The 15,942-nt window shown below is 52.6% G+C and carries 10 protein-coding genes and 4 pseudogenes; 12 read left to right on the forward strand and 2 right to left on the reverse strand.

Annotation, left to right across the window (positions count from 1 at the left end; all coding sequences use genetic code 11):
- The first annotated feature begins 37 nt into the window (after positions 1-37).
- The 3 genes from C489_RS20480 to C489_RS20490 all read left to right on the forward strand — a co-directional run bounded on the left by C489_RS20480 (position 38) and on the right by C489_RS20490 (position 4,090).
- Positions 38-2,128, forward strand: a complete 2,091-nt coding sequence (locus C489_RS20480; RefSeq protein WP_239642108.1) for a hypothetical protein — start codon at positions 38-40, stop codon at positions 2,126-2,128.
- Between the two features lie 198 nt (positions 2,129-2,326).
- Positions 2,327-3,445, forward strand: a complete 1,119-nt coding sequence (locus C489_RS20485) for a DUF1616 domain-containing protein (RefSeq protein WP_006433319.1) — start codon at positions 2,327-2,329, stop codon at positions 3,443-3,445.
- A 432-nt stretch (positions 3,446-3,877) separates the two neighbouring features.
- Positions 3,878-4,090 carry a hypothetical protein gene (locus tag C489_RS20490; protein WP_152423228.1) on the forward strand — a complete coding sequence of 71 codons (213 nt, stop codon included), beginning with the start codon at positions 3,878-3,880 and terminating at the stop codon, positions 4,088-4,090.
- A 448-nt stretch (positions 4,091-4,538) separates the two neighbouring features.
- Here C489_RS20490 and tnpA read toward each other — a convergent pair.
- Positions 4,539-4,802 (reverse strand): annotated as a pseudogene (gene tnpA / locus C489_RS20495) (IS200/IS605 family transposase); the annotation flags it as partial.
- On the opposite strand from tnpA, the pseudogene C489_RS23190 reads away from it, so the two are divergent.
- From C489_RS23190 to C489_RS21790, 9 genes and pseudogenes are all read left to right on the forward strand, one after another.
- Positions 4,794-5,000 (forward strand): annotated as a pseudogene (locus C489_RS23190) (RNA-guided endonuclease TnpB family protein); the annotation flags it as partial. The pseudogenes tnpA and C489_RS23190 overlap by 9 nt on opposite strands.
- Before the next feature lie 125 nt (positions 5,001-5,125).
- Positions 5,126-6,370 (forward strand): glycosyltransferase, encoded by a 1,245-nt coding sequence (locus C489_RS20500; RefSeq protein WP_006433322.1) that lies wholly within the window; start codon positions 5,126-5,128, stop codon positions 6,368-6,370.
- 196 nt (positions 6,371-6,566) lie between these two features.
- Positions 6,567-9,352, forward strand: a pseudogene (locus C489_RS20505) (TraM recognition domain-containing protein).
- Between the two features lie 357 nt (positions 9,353-9,709).
- Positions 9,710-10,957, forward strand: coding sequence for a phage NrS-1 polymerase family protein (locus tag C489_RS20510; protein ID WP_049891202.1), 1,248 nt, complete (start codon positions 9,710-9,712; stop codon positions 10,955-10,957).
- A 419-nt stretch (positions 10,958-11,376) separates the two neighbouring features.
- Positions 11,377-11,769, forward strand: coding sequence for a type II toxin-antitoxin system VapC family toxin (locus tag C489_RS21320; RefSeq protein ID WP_006433326.1), 393 nt, complete (start codon positions 11,377-11,379; stop codon positions 11,767-11,769).
- A 237-nt stretch (positions 11,770-12,006) separates the two neighbouring features.
- Positions 12,007-12,237: a UPF0175 family protein gene (locus C489_RS20515; RefSeq protein WP_006433327.1), complete on the forward strand. Its 231-nt coding sequence runs from the start codon at positions 12,007-12,009 to the stop codon at positions 12,235-12,237.
- Positions 12,238-12,362: 125 nt separating this feature from the next.
- Positions 12,363-12,656, forward strand: a complete 294-nt coding sequence (locus tag C489_RS20520; RefSeq protein WP_006433328.1) for a PadR family transcriptional regulator — start codon at positions 12,363-12,365, stop codon at positions 12,654-12,656.
- Positions 12,657-13,433: 777 nt separating this feature from the next.
- Positions 13,434-14,216, forward strand: a complete 783-nt coding sequence (locus C489_RS21785) for a hypothetical protein (RefSeq protein WP_152423230.1) — start codon at positions 13,434-13,436, stop codon at positions 14,214-14,216.
- 362 nt (positions 14,217-14,578) lie between these two features.
- A complete protein-coding gene (locus tag C489_RS21790; protein WP_152423231.1) occupies positions 14,579-14,785 on the forward strand; it encodes a hypothetical protein in 207 nt (68 codons plus the stop codon).
- A gap of 913 nt (positions 14,786-15,698) precedes the next feature.
- On the opposite strand, the pseudogene C489_RS20530 reads toward C489_RS21790, so the two are convergent.
- A pseudogene (locus C489_RS20530) lies at positions 15,699-15,942 on the reverse strand (aldolase); the annotation flags it as partial.

Here is a 15,942-nt window from a genome sequence, read left to right on the forward strand (position 1 = left end):
GAATACCTTATTTGTGTGCGCTGCAAACCATTCAGCCGTGAATACTGCCGCCGGTCGTGCGCTCGTCATCGCTCTCGTTGTCGTCTCAATGGCCGGTACTAGTGGTGCCGTGCTAACGGATCCGGCTGTTGCTGCCGACGGTGACGACATCCAGCGGGTTGTGATCCAACAATCTACTGCAGATGAGGAGCAAAACGAGACACCCTCCCATCGAAATCCCGATAGCTATTCCGAGGGCGGCAACATCGAAGGCGTCGAGAATTGGTTGACAGACCAGCTAACGTCTCAGCTTGGAGACGGAGCGATCCAGCTGAGTGAAGGCGAATATGAACTCGCAAATGAGTACGTCGGCGAGGAATATCGTGACCGACTGAGCCAATACGCCGATGTGGCAGGGCAGACAGAGGGCGAGAGTCTCGAGGAAGACTTCGAAGAAGCCGGCGAAAACCAGTCCCGATTATCCGAAGCCGTTGCGGACTATCGAGAAACAAAAGAGGAGTATGAGGCGGCCCGGGAGGCAGGCAATGAAGAACGGGCACGCGAACTCGCGCGAGAGCTCGAGACACTCGCCAACGAAATCGAGACTCTTGGCGGTTCCGTTCGCGAGAGCTATGATGAGATCGAAGCAGCGACTGGAGCAAATCTCTCTGAGTCGGATGCAGCGGTCGAGGAAGTCAACAACGACATCCAGACCGAACAGGAGACCGTTCGTGAACAGCAGTTCGAGGAGACGGAACTGACGCTCGAACCAGAACGCACCGATATCTCGTTTACGGAGCCGCTGATCGCAGCGGGTGAACTACGAACAGCGGATGGCAATCCGATCGCAAATGAGGAGATCCAGCTCGCTATCGGAAACCACTCCGAGCGGGTCGCGACCGATTCGGCAGGCAGATTTACACTCGAATATCGTCCGGCCAATGAGTCGCTATCGACCGATGAGCTCGAAGTACAGTACGTTCCAGAGACACAGTCGACGTATTTGGGCGACGAAACTACAGTTAACGTCTCTATCGAGCAATCCGAGCCGGCCGTCTCACTGAACGAGGCCAGTAACGAGGTATCGTACGGTGAGGAAGCAACCGTTGTTGGCGAGGTGACAGTCGACGGCGTCCCGGTCGACGGTGTTACTCTCGCAGTGGTCCTCGAGGGAGAGCGGATCGGAACGGCTGAGGTCCAGAACGGGATATTTGGAACCTCAGCAACGATCCCGGCATCCGTCGAGAACGGTGACCAAGACCTACGTGTTCGACTTCCGTTCGAAGAGCAGGCCCTCGCTGCGGCCGCTGACGCGACGACTGTAACGGTCCGAGAGACCGAGAGTGCTCTCTCAGTCGAAGCGACATCGGTCGGCGAACGGGAACTCATGGTTAACGGTACCCTCGCCACGGCTGGTGGTGACGGGGTCGCTAGCCAGACTGTTCAGTTCCGGATCGACGGGATGACTGTCAGCAGCGTTACGACTGAGGACGGCGGAACGTTCGGTGACACTGTCACTGTTCCTGAATCGGTCGATGAGGGCGAAGTGACGGTGAGCGCCACTTACGACGGACGCGGCTCCAATCTCGAGCCAGCAACAGTGGAGACGGTCATTACGATCGGCGAGACGGGGCCGCTCTCGACGGCTGTCTGGGTCGCAGGTGGTTTCATCGTCGTGATAGCGGCCGGACTTCTCGTTTGGTGGTTCCGTCGCTCCGGCGATGACAAGGCAGTGCCGGTCGGTCCCGCAGATGATCAGGGGACTGCCGTAAGCGGGGGGACTGTCGCGGATCAGTCATCGAGCACACCTCCCGACACCGTCGAACCCTTACTCGAGCAGGCGAGCGAACAGCTCTCAAACGGACAGCCCAACAACGCGGCACGAACTGGCTATGCCGCCGTTCGACGAGCGTTATCGTCACAGATCGACGAGCAGGGGAGCCTAACCCACTGGGAGTTCTACCGTAACTATCCCAGTGACGACGGCACAGAGACCGAGTTGCTATACGAGATCACTTCCGAGTATGAACGGGCTGCTTTCGATCGCGGCGACGTCTCGACGGACGAGGCTGCAGGCACGCTCGAGACGGCACGGCAGCTGTGCAGCCCCGATGACTTGGACGACAGGTACACTCACGCAGACGACTGATATACAGGCGTGAAAAGGCGATTTCTAAGGCCGTCTGATATTCAATTTTCTTGGAATGACAGAGGATAACGCTCTCGACCCACTTGGATCGGGTATATCCAAATAGTACCGTCGTAGCTAGTGGAGCACCGAGAGTGGCCGCCGACTAGTCCGTGCTATCGATTCGTTTTTATCGCCGTCAGAGATACTAGGAATCGAATGGTCGCTTTCCGGTCACTGTGGCTGTTGCTTCCACGGCTAATCAGGCGCTTACCGGCCGATCTCGCCGCAGTAATTGTACTCGTTGTTGCGACAAACGTTGCCGCGCTGGCCCCTCTCATCCGAGAGACGCCGCTTCGGGTTCCGCTCGGGCTCGTATTCGTGTTGTTCGTCCCCGGCTATGCATTCATCGCGGCACTATTTCCCGAGGCCGGCGAATCACCTGTGTCGGCAGACGAGGCGAGTTCATCGGTCAACAGCGAATCGATGACCGACGACGCTGATTCAGATGGCTGGTATGCGTCGATGACGACACAGTCCGGAATCGATGGCGTCGAGCGCGTCGCTCTCTCCTTCGGGCTCAGTATCGCAATCGTCCCCCTGATCGGGCTCGTATTGAACTTCACGCCCTGGGGAATTCGACTGGTTCCGATCATCATATCGGTCAGCGGGTTTACGCTCATCGCGACGGCCGTCGCAGCAAGCCGCCGGCAAGCACTGCCCGTCGAGGAGCGGTTTCAGGTTCCATATCGGGAATGGTACGCCGCCGGTCGAGCGGAGTTACTCGAGCCAGATACCCGAGCTGATGCAGCACTGAACGTTCTACTGGTACTCTCAGTCGTGCTCGCGGCAGGGAGTGTGGGATATGCAGTGACGGTCCCGCCTGATGGCGAGCAGTTCTCATCGATCTATCTCTTGACTGAGAACGATGACGGAGAATTAGTTGCTGACGACTATCCGACCGAATTCGTTCAAGGTGAGAGCCAAGAGGTGATCGTCGGTATCGACAACCACGAACAGGAAACGACGGAGTACACGGTGGTGGTCCTCGAACAAGATGTCGAGGTGGTCGAAAACGAGACGGCTACCAGCGAGGGAGAGGCTAACACAACGGTCAATGAGACGATCGTACAGGACCAGCGCGAACTCGACCGATTCAGCACGACGATAGCACACAACGAAAGCTGGCATCAACCGTATGACCTTGAGCCCACGATGTCCGGCGAAGACCAACGTATCGTTTGGTTGCTCTTCCCCGGAGGTGACGTGCCGCCTGAGCCCTCGATGGCCGATACAGAGTACTCGGTTCACCTCTGGGTGAACGTTTCCGAGGAGTGACCTCTTCCTCGCCGTAAACGGCGAGGTACCTTCCCATACCCCGTAGGATATTTGCCGGTTCACAACACGACCGGTTCTCTCGTTCGAAATATCCCGTTCTCGCGGTCGAACAGGTGTGTCGATGGCTGTGTCGTTCGAAAGTCGCGAAAGCGCCTTTCGTGATGACGAGAGACCTCCGGTCTCTCGAGCCACCACACACCCGTTACTCCTATTCACTATTTGAGGACTCGGGGTGGGGGGGGGGGTACCTTTCTGGCGAATGTTCTCAGCACCGTTCGCATCCACGTTTGCCACAGCACTCCCATAGATAATAAAACTAACATATAATTTAGTTATGAAACACTCATATTTAGTTAGAAATAATCTCGATGGTCCGAGAAATAGTAGTTGATTTCCGACAGATTCAACCTTCAAATCCCTAACTTCTATGTAGTGGCTGATATCGAACTCGAGCTTGAGGATGAGTTGATCACGGTAGATGATTACAACCAGCAACGACGATTCATAGCTGCAAAAAACGGCAGCACGTGGCGCATCTTTGAGGGGGTGATTGACGGACCACAAGCACTCTCGAAACGGACGACTGTCGAAACGTCGACCCAAGTCTTGGTCGAAGCGTTACGGTGGCTGACTGAGGATGACTAGCACTCACTTTGGTTCAATTCCACAGTAACAGACTTGAGATCTCTCTACACGAATTCAACTTATCGTCTGCTGGTTTGATCAGTAGGTAATTCTCGTTTCAGTCGATAACACTAGTGTTACCATCTTATATGGCCAACAGATTTAAATTTCACTATATCCAATATGAATGTGGCGGGGGAAAGAGTCGGTCACTTTACCATGTCCGATTCCGAGACATCACTTTCCACTCGCCACGCTGAGATCGCTCCAACGTGATGCCAATTGCCAACGTATCAAACGGTCGATCTCAGATCCATCCTGCCTGATCACCATTCAGGAAGGGGGCTCAACGCTGGCTTCTAGCCGGCGTTTCTTGAAGTCTCTGACTAATTTGTCCTGACAGCGATCCGGTTTCTAAACGAAAAGCAGCGCAAGTTTCCCGCCCCACCGTGGGCGGGGGTGAAACGCGTCACTCTGGCGCGTGTTCTATCTCCTCGATATACCGTTCAACCACTTCCTCCGACACCGCATCTGTCGTCCCCCCGTAGTATCCGATTTTCCAAAACCCACCTCTCCAGAAATACGACTCCCGAATCTCAGGATACCGCTTCAGTAAGTGCTTCCCAGAGTACGACTTGAACTGCCGAGCGATGTCCGCTGGACTGTGCTTCGGGTCGCACTGCACAAACACGTGTATGTGGTCGTCCACGATCTCCAAGGCGATGACGTGGTGCAAGATCACGCCGACCGGAATGCATCGGTGAATATCGTGTGACGCGAGACGACGAAACTCGACGGCAACACGACGAATTACCGGACTCACAAAACCCAGCCGCAGGTACGGGTGGTCCGTCTGTCCGGGTCGGGGCGCGTAAGCCGCCCACCCTCATCCCGCTCGCTCGCCGAGCAGGGAGTGCTACCACACGGCTGAGGAAACTACAAAAGCCTCGGGCCACCGTGCCCGAGGCTGTTTACAGCACTCCTATTCGGTAGCCAAATATTCATTCAATCCAGCCAATTTATAGTCCAGTCGTCCTATTGATTGGTTGTCTTATAATGATATCAACTACGTCCGCAATTCTTGCGGTGATTTGGGCTATCTTCTTACTATATTCCGCCTCAATCGTGTTTTGGTTGCTTGAGGTAGTCATTCTCTCATGGAACCAACTCGTATCCGATGATGAGTTAATGTACGATCACAAAGACGTTCAAGTGCGTATTTTGACGATCGAGGCAGAGGCGGTTGTCCAAGGAACAGTCAACTCTATTCCGGAGGAAGTCAGCGATATTCGCGTCATCGCCGAACGAGACATCCAAATTGACGGAGCAACAGTTCATGTCGTTCCAGATGGGTTCGTCTGTGAAGCACGTCATAAGGGCCGCGCACTCGAATGGGCACGCCGAAACGTCCCCTGCTCTCGAGAGTTCATTCTATATCTGGACGAAGACACCATCGTTCAGCAGTTCAAGGGTTTACCGGATGCGGATGTCGTTCAGATAACCGAGATGCCGATATTCACCGGGTCGTGGATTGCGTATCTCTCGGAGACGTTCCGAATCGGGTACCAGTATGAACAGCGAGCATTCGGTCGGTTCAAGTATCCACTCTACGCATGGGGTGGCGGGATTGCTATTCGCAAGTCGGTAGAAGACCAGATCACGTGGAACGCAGAAACGATCACCGAGGACACAAATTTCATCTGGCGTGCTGCGGAAGCTGGCAGCCTCGATTTCCGCGTTCTCAATTTGAAATTCCGAAATCAAGCTCCGCCGACGTTGCGAGGGATGTTCCGCCAGCGGCGCCGCTGGTTCGCTGGGACCCAACACTCATCAGACCTACTCCCACGCCGGTATCGGCTCTTTCTCTCTTTTCGGATGGTAGCTTGGGCGTTGTCTCCGATCATTCCCGTTTTGTCTCTTCTACTGTTTCTCTTCCCACAGTACGTCCCGCAGACATCCATATATCAAGTAGCCTCTGCCCTCGGATTTATGATGTTGTTCATCATCACCTGTGTCGGCGTCGTCGTTTACGCTCGCCACGAACGAGTCACACTACTTGCAGTACCATTGACACCGCTTCTAGTCGTACTGAACACTGCTGGCGCATTATGGGGATACGTCTCGCCGGTACAGACGTTTACCGTAACAGAGAAGGTCGCACCCGGAACAGAGAAAGTCTCGGCTGAGACACTCGAACAAACCAATCCATGGCTCGAGGAAGGTGATCTCGAGAACCACGACGGGAAGGAGATACTCATTCCTGACGGAGGTATTGACGATGTCATGTTCGGCGATGAGTAACAGGAACACACTGTTGCTGGCGCTGATCAACCATTTGTTCATCTTCGGAAGATCACACTCCTTCCTTAGTTCATGTGGAAAAGAGAAAGATCCCCAGACTGGCTTCCGTGAGGCCCCGCTCCGATTTGACTCGCTCTTCCGGCACAACTGGATTGCGGGGACGACCGGCTACGGAAAGACGACTCAACTCTTGAATATGATGGTGCAGTGGGCGTATTCGGGCTACGGCTTCACATATTTCGATCCGAAAGGCCGTGATTCTCGAGAACTGCTCCGAATGCTCCCCAAGCATCGCCTCGAGGACGTGGTCTGGATCGAGCCCGGGTCGACAACCCACGAGAACACGGTCGGGATGAATTTCCTCGAGGTGCCCGACTGCGAGACGACTGAGGAACTCGAGAACGAGATTGAAAACCGGGTCGAGAACCTGAAAGCGGTCTTCGATACGTCCGACTACTGGGGCATCAACATGGAAGCGATCACTGAGTCGATGGCTCGGGCGATGATGAAATCCGAGCAGCCGTTTTCGGTCATCGATATGTACTTCATTCTGTTGAATGCTGACCGTCGCGAAGACTTCGCGCTCGATGTCGAGGATCCCTATATCCGAGAATTCTGTCTCGAGATCGCGAATATGGAAGAGGAGACGGTCCGCCCGCTCTTGAAACGGATCAAGTCCTGGGTTGAAAACTCGGTGATTCGCCGGATTATCGCTCACCGGGAGAGTACGATTAACTTCCGCGATATCATTGAGAACGATCGGATCGTCATCGTCCGAACTCCCGTCGAGAACACGGACATCAAGAAGATGGTGACGCTGGGTGTGATGCGAAATCTGTGGAGTGCGATTCAGCGACGGTCGTACGAACTCGATACCGATCCAGACCCCTACTTCGTTCTCTGTGACGAGTTCGACGATATCGCGAGCGACAATCTCGATATCGANTCGTACGAACTCGATACCGATCCAGACCCCTACTTCGTTCTCTGTGACGAGTTCGACGATATCGCGAGCGACAATCTCGATATCGAGTCAATGCTCGCCCGTGCTCGATCGATGCGGTTGTCGGTGACCCTGGCGTCGCAGTATCCCTCGCAGTTTGATGAGGACACGCTGAAAGCGATGCAAAACAACTGTGATAACCTCCTTACCTTCTCGGTCAATGACAGCGATGATGCCGAGTTATTGATGAAACGCTTCCGCGACTATACGGCAGAGGACCTCATCACGACCGACCAGTTCAAAGTCTGGACACGGATCCCGCTCTCGGGTGGGCGCTACTCTGAACCGGTCCTGATCCGGACGTTTCCGCCATACCCGCCCCTTCGGGACCCTGATTCTGTCGATCGAATCATCGAACAGAGTCTCGAGCGGTATGGGACTGATCCGCTGACGGATGCTGAGATCCTGCAGGATCTCATCTATAGTGATTCGAACGAAGCAGCGAACCCCAAGCAGATTCTTGAGGAGACGATGGCAGAAGCCGTTCGTGCAGTCCAGATTCGAGAAAGCGTACGAGCGGAAAACGGCTGGGTCAATGTCACTATCGTCGACGAGGAACTCGCGGCCCGTCTCGAGAATACCGAGACTGAAATCGACGTTGCCCCTAAAGACTTGCCTGACGTTCGTGAGGAATCTCGATTACTCGAGGTTATGCTACAGAACGACGATATCGTAGTTCGGCTCACTGACGACGGAGAAACAGTGGTTGAACCAGAGACAGGCACTGTCAGATCTGCCGGTAGCTCTACACACGATGCAGTCCTCCTCGAGACGGAAACAGCGCTTACAGAGCGGGGATTCAGTGTCGAGATCCTCAAGCAGGATGGAAGCGAGCAACCGGATGCCATCGCGACGCATCCAGATCACGATGTCGTGTTCAACATCGAGGCTGAGACAACGACGCCAGAGCGACCCGTCAAGGTCTTGCAGAATCTCAAGCGAGCCCACGAAGCAGATCGGATTCCGATCTTCGTCGTTCGACCTGGTGACTCCGAGACAGAGTGGGCGACTCGAGTCGAGAATATCCTTTCGCCACCGCTGCAAGAACGATCCGATGGTACTGAACAATTCTACAACTGCGACGAGGTCGTGACCTTCGGTGGTGGTGCGACCGCTCACGGTGGCGTCACTGCCGTTCGGCCCAAGACGTCTGAGACGAATCGGACGGTTTGGACACGAGAGAACGGAGAGATCGTCCTTTCAGACGGTGAAACAGAGTTTGCCCGTGTTCCAGATGCGGGCACCCTCTCGAAAGACAGTGTGCCAGCCTACTATAGCCATGATCGAGAAACCGGCCAGTATACTGTCTACGAAGCTGGCGAAACCCATGTCTACGACTCGAGAGACGACTTTGAGGATGAATGGACGCCGATCAAACGGCCATTCCGACCTGCTGTTGACCTACCAGACTCGGATTATTCACGGGAGAGCTACCTAATTCTGATACTCTCTGACGATGAGCGTCCTGTACTCTTCCAGCAGGGTGAGACATACGGTTTGTCGGATTCGCCAAGCGATGAGGAACTATGGCCGGGCATCTCTTCAGGGAATCACTCTCGAGCAACGGAGTTGTCCTCATCAGTAGAGTCAGGTTCAGCAGTATCGGAGCCAGTTGAGGTTGACCCAGACACCGACGGCATTGAGGCGTTCGCAGCGATGTATATCAGAGAGGCAGATGGGGCACAAATTCCAAAGGCAGCACTGTTTCAGGCCTACTCGAGATGGANGGCATTGAGGCGTTCGCAGCGATGTATATCAGAGAGGCAGATGGGGCACAAATTCCAAAGGCAGCACTGTTTCAGGCCTACTCGAGATGGACTGACCAGCACGATATTGATGGAACAAATGCGAGCTGGTTCGGCCGGAAGCTGTCGAACGTTGTCGACTATGAGGATACCCGAGTCAGAGACGGTGACGATCTCGTGACTGTCTACACCGGTATCGATCTGACCAGTGATGGATCAGAGTTCCTTGAGTGAGAGATACTATCAGAACAATGAATATAATTCAGGCACTTGGATCACTGAAAATCTCGCCCCCACAATCCAAATTCCAAAATCCGATTAGTAACTGGTGTATTTGCCAGTATCCGCTATATAGCCGGATTTGTTCAGGGCAAATTTCCCGTTCAGGTCACGGAATTGGTAGCTGTTCAGGGCAAAACCGCAGTACGGTGACGGTGTTCAGGGCAAATCAGCTCTCAAAACCAACTAGTATACAGCGGGTTGCACCCGTTGGACAAGGTCACGGACAGTCTACCAGACTACGGCATGTTTATCAGCATACTAATGGGTGGTATGCGACTAGATGGACGCGCAGTACGAGGCAGATCGGCGATGTCTGAACAGACGGTTTCGGTACTCCCCGAGCAGTTACGTGAGCGTGACCAGTGGGTCTGCTGGCGAGAAGAACCTCGAGATGGGAAGCCAACAAAGATCCCGGTAACACCAGGCAGTGGTGAGTTTGCGTCTTCGACGGATCCCGAAACATGGGTGTCAGTCGAAACCGCGCTCGAGTACGCCCATTCGAGAGATGCGGATGGCGTGGGATTCGTGTTTACCGACGATGATCCTATCGTTGGTGTGGATCTCGATGACTGCCGAGATCCGGAGACTGGAGACATCGACGACGTAGCGGAGGACATTATTGAGCGGCTTGATTCCTATACGGAGATTTCTCCCTCGGAAACTGGGTTCCATGTACTTATCGAGGGTGAGCTCCCGGACGGACGGAATCGACGTGGAAGTATTGAACTGTACGACACAGCCCGGTTTTTCACCGTGACTGGTGACACCCTCGAGGAGTCTCCTTGTCGCGTTGCTCGTCGGCAGGATGCACTCGAGGCGATTCACCAGGAATACGTCCAAGACAGTGAGAGCGATGGAGCGTCCGAGTCAGGGTACCGTGGTGTGACTGCCGAGCAGGCTTCGACGGATACAGCAGTCGATACCGACGTTGACCTCGAAGACAAGGACCTGCTCGAGAAGGCTCGAAATGCATCGAACGGTGAGAAATTCGAGCGGTTATGGCGTGGCTCGACTGCCGGGTACGAAAGCCAGTCGGAAGCCGATATGGCGCTGTGCTGTCTGCTGGCATTCTGGACTGGCGGCGATCACACTCGAATGGATCGACTCTTTCGGCAGTCAGGGCTTCTTCGAGACAAGTGGGACGACGTCCACTATGCCGATGGATCGACGTACGGCGAAAAGACCATCGAACGAGCGATTGCAAGCACGTCTGAGTTCTACGATCCAGACACTCGAGAGGACTCGAGTGAAGCGAGTTCCAGACAGAGCGAGTCGTCGACCGCCGGCAGTCGTGACGAACCAGCGCGGAACCATGCGTATCTGGTCGAGAAGAATCGACTGTTGACCGACCGCATCAATGACCTCGAGGCAACACTCGAGGAGAAAGACGAACGTATTGCGGACCTCGAGGCGACCAACGAAACGCTCCGGGAGGCACTCAGTGACTGTCAGGAGGCACTCGAGCGTCGTGAGCAGTCTTCATCCCACGAAATAGATGCTGATGACAGTAACTCGATCTGGGGTCGTGCACGGCGGTTCGTCAGGGATGACAACTGAAGACCGTTCCAACGCTCTCCACCGAGTTTATCGACTCCCCAGAGGGGTGAGGAATTCAGGTGACTGCAATCAACCAGAGAGATAGTCAACAACGTATTGCGTGGCCTAGATCAGCAATCGGCTGCTTGAGATGGAGATCATTTGTAATTGATTCCAGTGCACTCATTGTGATCAGTGAGCAGAAAGATACTGTATTCCAAGATGGAAAACGGTCTCTCACACCCTCTGTGGAGAACTATTTTACCGACGGCGATCCTTAACCTATTCATGGGAGTCTATGCTGACGATGTGAACGAATTTGCTCGTACCGACGAGGATGAAGACAGTGATCGACCACCACTCGGCGAACGGCTTCAGGGTCTGGCCAGCGATCTAGATATTGACTCAGTTGCCGAGGTTCGCGAACTCCGCGAACAGACATGAAACTCTTTCTCGATACCAACATATTCATCGCTGCAGTAACCGATGAGCCGGATACTGGAACCCTTGCTGCAAACATACTTGATAGTGACCATGATTTTCTTACATCAACACTTAATCTCATGGAGTTGCGGTCAGTACTCACCAAAAAGGAACGTCTTGAGCTATCGCAAGCAGAAGCGATCCAAGATGAGATAACCGCTGACGTCAAGGTTACAATACCCGATGCATCCGATATGATGGATGCTAACCGATTACAGCGTGAAACGCTCTTATATCCACTTGATTGTTTGATCCTCGCTTGCGCACAGAGTCATGACGTTGATCTTGTGACGTTTGACTCAGAATTACAAGACACAGGTGCACTCAGTCCACAAACTGTGTTGGAATGATCACTGAGACATCTCCTTCACACAGCTAACTATCCGTGCCTTTATACTCTACGAGGATCTCGGAGTGTGCACAAATGGGCCAAATGAAGGATAGACTCAATATATCGGGGTCTCTATTCAACTCACTATAGTCAGTGAATCGAAATACAGTAGAAGGTAGATTCAGCACTACCAGTTACTCGGGAATAACGACCCAGACGAGAGATACTAACGACCCACATTCGTTTACCCAGAACTATGACCACTGATCGTCATAACCCTTCTATCAATAATACGGAGGAGTTTGCGACCACGATTGGACTCTATGTGCTCGGTGAAATCTCCCTGGGGAAGGCTGCAGAGCGAGCTGGTATCACCCGCTGGGAGATGAAAGAGATTCTCACTGCGGCCGGTGTTGAGATCCGACTTGGCCCACAGACCATGGATGATCTCGAGGACGAGGTCGAGACAGCGCTCGACATCGAATGAGCGAGTCGTCCGCTGTGGTTTTGTCAAGATCTGAGGCTCGCTTCTCACGTACATGCTATCCCTGAATCACGTTTTCTTTCACCCGTTCTCGGAACGCTTATAGCTCTATACTCAATAATTTCGATATGTACGATTTGACTGGCTTTCAGCGTGATGTCCTGTATACGATTGCCGGCCAAGACGAACCCCACGGGCTTGCGATCAAAGACGAACTCGAGAAGTACTACGAGACAGAGATCCATCACGGCCGGCTGTATCCCAACCTCGACGAGGTCGTCGACAAGGGTCTCGTCGAGAAAGGCACACTCGACAAGCGAACGAACTACTACACGATCACTGCCCGCGGCCAGCGTGAACTTGAAGCCCGGCGCGAGTGGGAAGACCAGTACGTTGATGGATTCGACGCGAGCGACGAGTAGCTAGTTCGGCCGGGTATCGAAGGACGGACCCTCCCTCGTACGAATACGCCGTTTTCTCGGATAATACGCGTGGTCAAATTGAACAAATCCTCTTGTCTCGAGTCTTGTTGTGACGCTCCTCGAGTCGCTCCAGCGGGGCGGGCTGCGGGTATCTCACGAGTCTTGGCGAATATGTCGAGTGCTACGGCGAACGTAATCCGCCTCCTCCCTCCAGTCGTCTCCAACGCGCTATTCCAGGACGCTACTCGGTTGCCTTGGTTCAGGCGTGCCAGATATTTCCCGCAAACTCGACGGGTTTGATCGGCGACCGAGGAAGGCTACAAGACGATAAACACAGACCTCGCGGTTTTAGCCAAACCCGCGACTTCCAGTGGATTCGTGCCACGACTTGTACTGGAACTCGAGATTCTGGAGCGAATCCACCATCGAGCCAAATATCGGGCGGAATCGATGGACTTACCCATAGGTGTTCTCCTGTCGAGATTTGCCGCCACCTGTCTGTACAAACCGGGTCGGGAAGACGGATGGTAGCTCACACGATCAACTTTCGTGGAGATTACAAACGTTTCAGCAACAACAGTATGGACTCATCGTCATGTGTTAGACGAATTATTATGTAATGGCCACGCTGTAGAATCTCCGGTTCTGTTACAATCTGTAGAAGATCATCGGTTTGGAACCCCTGTGACCAGTACCGGGTTTTAATTCCGTAGTGAAGATATAGATGTACTGTAATATTAGAAAACCTTATATTGATTGGTGATTTTTATGAGAATGATGTCTGAAAAGAGAAGAGATCAGACTCGGAGAACAGTATTAAAAGCGGTGTCGACTGGAGCACTTTCGGTCTTTGCAACAAGTTCAGTATCGGCTGATAATGGAGATAATTTAGTAGATACTTCATTTGATCCTCGGAATAAGGAAGAAGTAGCTCAGTTTATCGATAATTCGTTTGAATATGCAAACCTAGTCAGAGAACGTTCGAAAGATGCGTCACAAACAGAAGAAAAAATCAAAGCAGAACGTGATCGCATACTTGAACGCCTTTCCGAAAAGCAACTCAGAGCTATTGAGCGGTTCTGGAATAAAGAAGTAGGAATGGAACAAGAAAGGAAGATAACTAACTTGGATACAGAATCCCTAGAAGTTCAATCAACAAGTACACAAGACGTTGATGTTTGGGAATTAGCTTCGTTTGAAGAGACCGTATCAGCAAACGTTAAGGTCCCTATCGTGGATAAATCCTTTGACGCGATTGAATATACTCATTCAGTTGAGTGGGAGCATAAAGCTGGTGAAGGGGTACGTGCTATCAGTTCTACTGGATCCGGTAGCGGAGAAAGGTTTACTCTTGCAAAGTGGTCTTATGAGGGTGATGAAGATGAAGAGATCACAATCCGCCAAGATGGTAATTTCTTCAATTCAGATCTAACTGGAGTATTCGACAGATGTGTTCTTACTGGCCTTAATTTCACTTGTACAACAACAGATCGTCTCTATACGAGGGTAAGTGGTAATTGGAGTGGTGATGGTAATCTTAGCCGTCACGAACTTCGCTAGTTACAACAGAGCACTACGGCTCTGTTGAACCCGTAGAGGTGCATATTTCATTCTTCGATGTAAATATAATCTTCAAAACTATATCATACGTTATTTTATTCTCTTTCCTCAGACCCGTTGTCAACGCATGTGCTTTTCAAGAATCTTGTCTGGATTTTCTGATAGATGTGAACGCTCTGGTCCGTGGTTTAGAGCACGAAATACACCCTAGCTAATTAGTGTCACACGCACCTGAACGCTCTATATAATTATCATCTTTTATCACCCCAATATTTCAACGATAATAGACTAACAAGCATTCTTCCTATCAGTGCTATTCTACAATATTTATACCGCTAGCGGACGAAGCACAACTTAGGAATATGGTTCAAGAAAACAGTGGAGGCAAGGATGCGATTTTTGATTTGGTTGGAACGATATCTCTACTCATAATTGCATTATTATTCATTTCTATTGGAACAAGAGCACTCGTAATTGGAGGATCAACCATACTTGGTGTAGGATTTATTGTTAGTGCAATTATTATAGCGGCTGCTGCATTCAATCTCATCCCTCCTTTTCGGGATTAAAATCGATGTGAATAACCTGAGGATCTGAGGGTCAAACCCTAAGTCTTCTTGCTTCAATGACGCGCTTTGCAGACACCTCTTGCAAGTCATCGGTAGATAATTTGCCGCTCTTGTCGACTTTATTTGGCTCGAATACCGTCTGCTGGATTCGTGCCCAAAAAGCGGGAAACCGCGTGAGGTCGTGGTTTTCACGTCTCAAATCATTACTCGCACCCTCCACGGAGTTTGATCTTCCCGTCCTTCACACAGTACTCAATTACATCAGCTACCTAGGGTCGATTCCGAACTGCTGACCAAGCAGACTACTAACTACGTTACTGTCTAGTTCTGTTGAGATAGGTATTGACGAGCAACGGGGCGAGAACGCCAACGACAAGCACGACTGCGCTCCCGGCCCACATGGACTGTGGTAAATACTCAGAAACTACGACCAGAAGCAGGACTGCTAGCACAGTGAATGCGACGATAATCCTGTTTTCACGGGAAACCACATATTCGTAGTCTGATTGTTCTCGAAATAACCTTTGTGACACAACAATTGTACTGTGAAGTCACTGTACTGAACGTGAACCGCACAACTAGATATCGCTACTGTCTCCTATTGAAAAATCACAGTTCTATGCTCCATGTGGGAAGGATGAAGAGTACCATCGCTCTCATCCCACCAGCTACTGCTACGATCGACGGTCAGCGGTGAGCATGAGCGATGATCTCGCTACCGGATTGTCCACTTTGTGGGCAGTCGGTCGCAACTGTGACGATCCGAGGACCGATGGAGGCCATCGCAGCCCCTGCGGCTGTCGCGCGCCGCCCGAGATCCTGCTCGTCAATCCCGACGCCGCGACCCGAACGATATCGCGACCGACGGCGCTCGCATCCGACATGACTGACGACGGGAACTGAGACGCGCAGCTTACCCGTCTCGCTTTTCCATCGCGTCCTCAAACATCGCCTTCGCCCGCAGTCCGCCCGCCTTCACGTAGTCGATGTCAACGCCGGCCAGCACGAAGTCAAAGCCGCGGTCGACCCACCGTTCGATCTCGTCCTCCTCGAACGCGAGCGTCGCGACGGGCTTGTCGACGGCGTGGCCCGCCTCGAGCACACGATCGACGGCCTCGACGAACTCGTCGCCGTCGGTTTCGCCAAAGATGCCGAGC

This window comes from Natrinema versiforme JCM 10478 (assembly GCF_000337195.1).
GTDB lineage: Archaea > Halobacteriota > Halobacteria > Halobacteriales > Natrialbaceae > Natrinema > Natrinema versiforme.

What these genes read in the sequence shown, in the direction of transcription:
- C489_RS20485 (WP_006433319.1), top strand. Translation starts at nt 2,327, where the DNA reads ATGGTCGCTTTCCGGTCACTGTGGCTGTTGCTTCCACGGCTAATCAGG.
- C489_RS20500 (WP_006433322.1), top strand. Translation starts at nt 5,126, where the DNA reads ATGATATCAACTACGTCCGCAATTCTTGCGGTGATTTGGGCTATCTTC.
- C489_RS20510 (WP_049891202.1), top strand. Translation starts at nt 9,710, where the DNA reads ATGTCTGAACAGACGGTTTCGGTACTCCCCGAGCAGTTACGTGAGCGT.
- C489_RS21320 (WP_006433326.1), top strand. Translation starts at nt 11,377, where the DNA reads ATGAAACTCTTTCTCGATACCAACATATTCATCGCTGCAGTAACCGAT.
- C489_RS20515 (WP_006433327.1), top strand. Translation starts at nt 12,007, where the DNA reads ATGACCACTGATCGTCATAACCCTTCTATCAATAATACGGAGGAGTTT.
- C489_RS20520 (WP_006433328.1), top strand. Translation starts at nt 12,363, where the DNA reads ATGTACGATTTGACTGGCTTTCAGCGTGATGTCCTGTATACGATTGCC.
- C489_RS21785 (WP_152423230.1), top strand. Translation starts at nt 13,434, where the DNA reads ATGTCTGAAAAGAGAAGAGATCAGACTCGGAGAACAGTATTAAAAGCG.
- C489_RS21790 (WP_152423231.1), top strand. Translation starts at nt 14,579, where the DNA reads ATGGTTCAAGAAAACAGTGGAGGCAAGGATGCGATTTTTGATTTGGTT.